General features: G+C 73.1%; 6 protein-coding genes and 1 pseudogene. 1 reads left to right on the top strand and 6 read right to left on the bottom strand.

Annotation, left to right across the window (positions count from 1 at the left end):
- Positions 1-82 (top strand): annotated as a pseudogene (locus ACFUJR_RS26265) (transposase); the annotation flags it as partial.
- Positions 83-245: 163 nt separating this feature from the next.
- Here ACFUJR_RS26265 and def read toward each other — a convergent pair.
- From def to ACFUJR_RS26235, 6 genes are all read right to left on the bottom strand, one after another.
- On the bottom strand, positions 246-875 hold the full coding sequence (gene def / locus ACFUJR_RS26260; RefSeq protein WP_383177645.1) for a peptide deformylase: 630 nt from the start codon (positions 873-875) through the stop codon (positions 246-248).
- 69 nt (positions 876-944) lie between these two features.
- The gene (locus tag ACFUJR_RS26255) at positions 945-1,925 is read right to left on the bottom strand and encodes a tetratricopeptide repeat protein (protein WP_383177648.1); all 981 of its coding nucleotides are present in this window, start codon (positions 1,923-1,925) and stop codon (positions 945-947) included.
- Between the two features lie 79 nt (positions 1,926-2,004).
- Positions 2,005-3,354 (bottom strand): HD-GYP domain-containing protein, encoded by a 1,350-nt coding sequence (locus tag ACFUJR_RS26250; RefSeq protein ID WP_383177650.1) that lies wholly within the window; start codon positions 3,352-3,354, stop codon positions 2,005-2,007.
- Positions 3,351-4,964, bottom strand: a complete 1,614-nt coding sequence (locus tag ACFUJR_RS26245; RefSeq protein ID WP_383177683.1) for an HD domain-containing phosphohydrolase — start codon at positions 4,962-4,964, stop codon at positions 3,351-3,353. Before ACFUJR_RS26245 ends, ACFUJR_RS26250 begins: the two co-directional genes overlap by 4 nt.
- 143 nt (positions 4,965-5,107) lie before the next feature.
- Positions 5,108-5,407 carry a mycothiol system anti-sigma-R factor gene (gene rsrA, locus ACFUJR_RS26240; protein WP_383177653.1) on the bottom strand — a complete coding sequence of 100 codons (300 nt, stop codon included), beginning with the start codon at positions 5,405-5,407 and terminating at the stop codon, positions 5,108-5,110.
- Positions 5,404-6,060: a sigma-70 family RNA polymerase sigma factor gene (locus tag ACFUJR_RS26235; RefSeq protein WP_383177686.1), complete on the bottom strand. Its 657-nt coding sequence runs from the start codon at positions 6,058-6,060 to the stop codon at positions 5,404-5,406. Before ACFUJR_RS26235 ends, rsrA begins: the two co-directional genes overlap by 4 nt.
- Positions 6,061-6,162: the final 102 nt, after the last annotated feature.

Below are 6,162 nucleotides of genomic sequence, written 5' to 3'. Positions count from 1 at the left end.
CCGCCGCTACATCATCTGGCGAAACCGCCACGCCGACGACCGGCACCTACGCGCCGTCGTCGACAGGGCGAACGTTGCCTGATGCGGCACTAGCGAGTGTCGTCAAAGTAGCGTCGTCCGCCCGAAGGGCGGGCCGCCGGGCAGACGGGACTTCGACGACACGACCTGGGTCCGTCTCCGGGTCCCGCCGGCACGGCGAAGGGCCCCGCTCCGGGGAGCGGGGCCCTTTCGTCGTACGCCGCCGGTCAGTCGTTCGGGACCGTCTCGTACCGCGGGGTGCCCTCTTCCATCTGGCGCAGGGCGTCCTTGCGGTCGCGCTTGGAGAGCTTGTCGATGTACAGGAAGCCGTACAGGTGGTCCGTCTCGTGCTGGAGGCAGCGCGCGAAGTAGCCGGTGCCCCGGACCTTGATCGGCTTGCCCTGGGCGTCCTGGCCGTGGACCTCCGCGAAGTCCGGGCGGGCCAGCGAAGCGTACGCGGTCGGGACCGAGAGGCAGCCCTCGTTGGAGTCGTCCAGGATGCGGCGGCCGGCCGGCAGCTCCTGGAGCACCGGGTTGACGACGACGCCGGTGTGGCGGACGCCCTCGTCGTCGGGGCAGTCGTAGACGAAGACCTTCAGGTCGACGCCGATCTGGTTCGCGGCCAGGCCCACGCCCTCGGCGGCCTTCTGGCTGGCGAACATGTCGTCGATCAGCGCCGCGAGCGTGTCGTCGAACTCCGTGACGTCCTTGCACTCCCGGTGGAGCACCGGGTTGCCGACGACCGTGATCGGGCGCGCCGTACCGCGCTCGCGGTACGCGAGCTCGCGCGCCTCGCAGTCCTCCGTGTCGACGACGAAACCGTCGTTGATCTGCTCGTCAGTCTCCTGCTGCGCCATTCCGCCGCACGCCTTCCTCAGAACCCCAGTCGATGGTCCCGTACAGCCTAAGGGCAGGATCCGGGCGGTTCAGCAGACCTCTTCGAGATCCCGCCACTCGCGGCTGTCGGGGCTGTCCGCCACCCAGCCGTCGAGCAGGCCGCGGACCAGACCCACGGGCGCGGCGATCCCGCACTCCCGTTCGGGGACCCAGAGCTCGCCGGGCGAGCGGTGGCCGAGGGGGCCGGGGTGGCCCGGTTCGCTGTGGTCGTGCGGGTCGAGGTGCTCGCCCTCGCCCTCGGCGCTGGGCATGGTCGACTCGGAGCAGGCGCGGCAGAGCAGCCGGACCGAGGAGGACCAGTCCTCCGCGGCGAACCCGGCGTCGGCGGCGAGCTGCTCCAGGGCGTCCCGGTCCGCCTCGGTGGCGGCCTCCAGGAGGACCACCCAGGTGGGGACGGGCGAGGGCGCCCAGAGCTCGATCTCGTCGAAGACGGGGTACGAGGGACCGGCGCTTGTGGTGCGCTCGCCGTTGGGCACGCCGTCGTGGAGGACGACCTCGCCCCAGCGGCGGCCGGAGGACGGCAGCGGGATGGAGAGGACCTCGATACGGGCCGGGTCCAGCCTGCGGCCCCACACGACCTCGGCCTCGCCCTCCGGCGAGAGCCGGACGGCGGCGCTGCCCAGCTCCATCCCGGTGGGCTCACCGGTCCCGGCGGAGGCCCCGGGCACCTTGAGCCCGTACGCCTGCCAGGCGCGGCGGGCCAGCGGCCAGTCCTGGAGCGCGGTGGCGGCGATGCCGACGTTCCACCAGTCGGGCGCGCCGGCCTCCTTGTCGAGGAGCGCGACGGCGCGCAGCCCGGCGGCCCGGGCCTGCTCCCAGTCATGGCGGAACTTGTGCAGCAGCGCCAGGTTGAACCAGGACTCCGAGAGCCAGGGCTCCAGATCCGCCGCGCGCGTCAGGAGCGCGCCCGCGTCCTCGTACCGGCCGTCGCCGATCAGCGTGAACGCGCGGTCGGTGGCCTGCCGCCACGAGGCGGAGGGCCGATGCCGTACCTTCCCGAAGATCCTCACGATTCCCGCCTGCCGGTCGCTTCACCCTCTTGTTCGCATCCAACCATGCCCGGTTGGACGCGCGCTCATTACCCATGGGTTACCCAGGAGGGGCAGGGGTGACGCCCCCGGTCACAGCGCCTCGCGCGAGAACCCTGGCAAGGGATTCGACGACCTCGGGATGGTGGTCCCTGGCGGTGGCGAGGCGAAGCCGTTCGAGGGCGGTGAGCGACCCGGCGGCCCCGGAGTCGGCGCCGGTGAGGTCGTCGTAGGCGTTGACGGTACGGACGATCCGGGCGGGCAGCGGCTGGTCGCGGTACGGGTCGGCCTGGCGTTCCACCACGACGGCCACGGCCGCCGGGACGCCGGTCTGGCGGACGACCGCGCCGCCGAGGAGCGCGATCCGGCGCTGCTCCTCGGCGGGGAGGAGGGCGGTGGCGCCTTCGGGGACGGGGTCGACGAGGGAGAGCTGCCCGATGTCGTGCATGAGGGCGGCGTACTCCAGGACGGTCAGCTCGGCCCCGGTGAGACCGAGCTCACGGCCGACGGCGCCGCTGAGAGCGGCGACGCGGCGGGCGTGACCCGGTGAGGTGCAGCCGGCGATCTCGGTGGCGCGGGCGAGCGAGGCGATGGTCTGCCGGTTGGTGGCGCGCACGGCCGCGTACCGCCGGAAGGAGACCTGGGTGAGGAGCAGCGGCACGCAGAAGACGGGCAGGGCCCAGAGTCCGGCGGCGGCCACGCCGAGGGCCATGACGGTCCCGGTGGCGCAGACGGCGGAGCCGATGCCGATCAGGGCGCGGAGCTCCTCGCGGAGGAGGGGACCGTACGGGACGGGGGTACTCCCCCTGGCCTCGCCCGTGCACCGCGGGGCGCCACGGGGGACGGTGCGAGCGCGGAGCATCAGGGCGGCGAGGACGGCGTCGCACAGCGCGGTGAGGCCGAGGAGAAGCGCGAGCAGGAGGGCGTAGGCGGGGCCGTCGCCGAGACGGGCGACGACCTCGCCGGAGTTGTAGAGCGGCTGGAAGCAGAGGGCGGCGAAGCCGACCGTGAGGATGCGGCGGGCCTGATGGTCGAGGTCGGGTTCCTCGCCGCGGGCGATGTGCGGGACGATCCCGACGAGCCGTCCCGCCACGACGACGGCGACGATCTGGAGGACTCCGTGGGTGGTCGCGTGCCCGGCCTGTTCGCCGAGGAGCGCGTAGGCGAGGGCTCCGGCGGCGGCGAGCGGCGCGGGCTCCCTCGCCTGGAGTTCGCCGAGCGCGGTCGGTGCGCCGCCCCGCGGCGGTGCGCCCCAGCGGGCCAGTTCGCCGACGGCGATGAGGACGCCGAAGGCGAGGGCGTTCCCGGGATCGCTGACCCCGTTCCAGAGCGTGAAGCCGAATCCGGCGGCGGTGAGCACGAGCGCGCCGCCGTGGACGGCACCGAGGGTCACGCTCCGGGTCCGCCTCACGAGCGCCCGCCGGGCGGGACGTGCGCGTGGGGCGCGACGCGGGCTCCCGGGCGGCGGGCCGGGAGCGCCGCGCGGCCGCCGAGGGCGGCGACCGCGTCAGGGGCGGGCGGCGGCCCGGCCGCGGCACGCGGCGCCCGCACGGTGCTCGGAGCCGCCATCGTGCTCGGAGCGGCGACCGTGCTCGGGGCCGCGACCGTACTCGGAGCCGCGACGGTGCTCGGCGCGGCGACGGTGCTCGGGGCCGCGACCGTACTCGGAGCCGATAGGGGGGCACGCGCGGGCGGAACGTTGCCGGGTGTACCGGGCTCGTCGGCCGTGACCGCCGTCTGCCAGCCGTGCCGGTCGAGCGCGCGCACCAGCGCCCCGACCATCCGGGGGTCGAAGTGCGTGCCGGCGCACCGCTGAAGCTCCGCCAACGCCGTCGCCACCGGCCGGGCCCGGCTGTAGGACCGGGTCGAGGTCATCGCGTCGAAGGCGTCGGCGACCGCCACCACCCGGGCGAACTCGGGGATCTGGCTCCCGCTGAGCCCGTACGGGTATCCGGTGCCGTCCATCCGCTCGTGGTGGTGCAGGATCGCCGCCCGCGCCTCCGCGAGGAAGCCGATGCCGCGGACCATCTCGTGTCCGTACTCCGGATGCAGCTCGATGATCCGGCGCTCCTCGGGGGTCAGCGGCCCGTCCTTGCGCAGCACCCGGGTCGGTACGCCGAGCTTGCCCACGTCGTGCAGGATCCCCGCGAAGCGGAGGAGCTCCAGGCGGTCCTCCGCCATGCCCAGCTCGTGGGCGATCAGCACCGCGGCCCGGCCGACCCGCTCGCTGTGTCCGCGGGTGTACCTGTCCTTGATGTCGACGGCCTGCACGAGGGCGCGGATCGTCGCCTGGTGCGCGGCGCGTTCGCGGTGGTACTGGGCGAAGACCCAGCAGGAGATGTACATCGGCAGCAGGACGAAGAGCGCGGCGACGGGGCCGTACGTGCTACGCCAGAGCACCGCCATCATCAGCCCGGCGAGGCCGTGCACCGCGTACGGGGCGAGGGCACGGCCGAGCTGCCCCCGCCACGCCGTGCGCGGCGGGATCCTCTCCGCGGCCATCCGGATCCCGCCGTCGAGGGCCGTCAGCGCCAGACAGAAGGTGAGCGCGGAGGCCGCGGCGGGGAGCAGGGCGTACGGGAAGTCGGGGACGTACGCCCCCTGCCCGATGACCTCGTCGCAGCCCAGGGTCTCGGCAACGAGCGCGGCGGCCCAGACGGCGATCAGGAGCTGGGAGGTGCGCCAGACCCGGCGTACCCCCGTCGGCCGCTGGTCGACGCGGGCGACCAGTGCCCCCGGCAGCGCGGTGAGCGCGGCGGCGGCGGGCGGCAGGAGCAGCGCGGAGGCGAGCAGGACGGGGAAGAACGAGCCGGTGCCCATGGGCGCCGTGCCGCCGCCGAGCAGCCGGCCGACGAGCGGGGACCGGGCGGGGAGCTCGCACAGGGCGTACAGCGCGGCGAGGAGCGCGACGGTGCTCCAGGGGGTGTGCGCGCCGGGGCGCAGGGCGGGCAGTGCGCAGCCGACGGCGCCGACGAGGGCGCAGCCGATGTACACGCGTGCCGCCCGCGGAATCGCCATCACGCCCATCACGCGCGTCACGCTAGCGAGTTGGGCGGGCCGCGCGGGGCCGCGACGGCTGATTCGCACCATCGGGTGATACAAGCTGATGTATGCGCGAGGGCCGCCGCGATCACGTCGCGGCGGCCCTTCGTGGACGCGTGGGGCTACTCCGGAGCGGTCGCCGTGACGTCCTGCTCGGGCACGGCCTGGCCCGAGCGGATCAGGTCGATGCGGCCCATCACCTTGGCCCGCAGGTCGGTGGGCACGTCGTCACTGCCGCAGCAGCGCTTGACGAGCTTCTTCACCGCCTGCTCCAGGCCGTACTTCTCCAGACAGGGGGAGCACTCCTCGAAGTGCACCTCGAACTTCGTACAGTCACTGTCGGGCATCTCATGGTCGAGGAACTCGTAGAGATGATCCAGGACCTCTGAGCAATCCGTCTCGTGCGGCTCTCCGCAGCTCATGAGCCCGAGCCTTTCAGATCGTTCGACGACTCTCCGGCGCCCGCGGGAACGAGCCCGCGTTCGCGGGCGTAGTCCTCGAGCATGCCGCGCAACTGGCGGCGGCCCCGGTGCAGTCGGGACATCACCGTACCGATGGGTGTCCCCATGATGTCCGCGATCTCCTTGTACGCAAAGCCCTCGACATCCGCAAGATAGACGGCGATGCGGAATTCCTCGGGGATCGCCTGGAGAGCTTCCTTCACGTCGGAGTCCGGCAGGTGGTCGAGGGCCTGCGACTCGGCGGAACGCAGCCCGGTCGACATGTGCGACTCGGCTCGGGCGAGCTGCCAGTCCTCGATCTCCTCGGCGGCGCTGCGCTGCGGCTCACGCTGCTTCTTGCGGTACGAGTTGATGAAGGTGTTGGTGAGGATGCGGTACAGCCACGCCTTCAGGTTCGTACCCTCGCGGAACTGGTGGAACGAGCCGTACGCCTTGGCGTACGTCTCCTGCACCAGGTCCTCGGCGTCCGCGGGATTGCGCGTCATACGGAGCGCGGCGGAGTACATCTGGTCGAGGTAGCCGAGGGCGTCCCGCTCGAAGCGCGCGTTGCGCTCCGCGGTCGTCTCCTCGGGGCCGTCGTCGGTCCCTGTGTCGGTCCCAGTGACCGGACCCACCTCCTCCAGCGCTGCGGCGAATCCGAATGCGGACCCACTCGATTCGGAGGATAGACGAGGAACCGCTCCGCCCGCCGCCCGAACAGGGGCGGTCCTGGGAGC

This window comes from Streptomyces sp. NPDC057271 (genome assembly GCF_042668715.1).
Classification (GTDB): Bacteria; Actinomycetota; Actinomycetes; order Streptomycetales; family Streptomycetaceae; genus Streptomyces.
Note: the sequence above shows the minus strand (reverse complement) of the source record. Positions and strands in the feature narration are given on the sequence as shown.

Excerpts from the sequence above, each read along its gene's own strand:
- def (WP_383177645.1), bottom strand. The coding sequence starts at position 875 with ATGGCGCAGCAGGAGACTGACGAGCAGATCAACGACGGTTTCGTCGTC.
- rsrA (WP_383177653.1), bottom strand. The coding sequence starts at position 5,407 with ATGAGCTGCGGAGAGCCGCACGAGACGGATTGCTCAGAGGTCCTGGAT.